Raw genomic sequence first — 265 nt, 5'->3', positions numbered from 1 at the left:
CGCTTCTTCCTCGTTGCGCGCGACGAACACCTCGCCGTTCTCGCCGTACCACGCGGGAATCTGGTGACCCCACCACAGCTGGCGCGAGATGCACCAGTCCTGGATGTTCTCGAGCCATTGGTAGTAGGTGGTCGTCCAGTTTTCCGGCACGAACTTGATCTGGCCGTTGCGCACGACGTCGAGCGACGTCTCGGTGATCGACTTGCCCGGGTTGAACGTGCCTTCCGGCGCCGCCTTCGTCATCGCGACGAACCACTGGTCGGTC

At 63.0% G+C, this 265-nt stretch carries 1 protein-coding gene; it reads right to left on the bottom strand.

Translation table 11 applies throughout. The annotated features are described in order from the left end of the window. Positions 1–265 (bottom strand): class I tRNA ligase family protein (locus SB751_RS31385; RefSeq protein WP_410749194.1); only part of this gene is annotated, 265 nt, incomplete at both ends.

Source organism: Cupriavidus sp. SIMBA_020 (assembly GCF_046535395.1).
Classification (GTDB): Bacteria; Pseudomonadota; Gammaproteobacteria; order Burkholderiales; family Burkholderiaceae; genus Cupriavidus; species Cupriavidus campinensis.
Note: the sequence above shows the minus strand (reverse complement) of the source record. Positions and strands in the feature narration are given on the sequence as shown.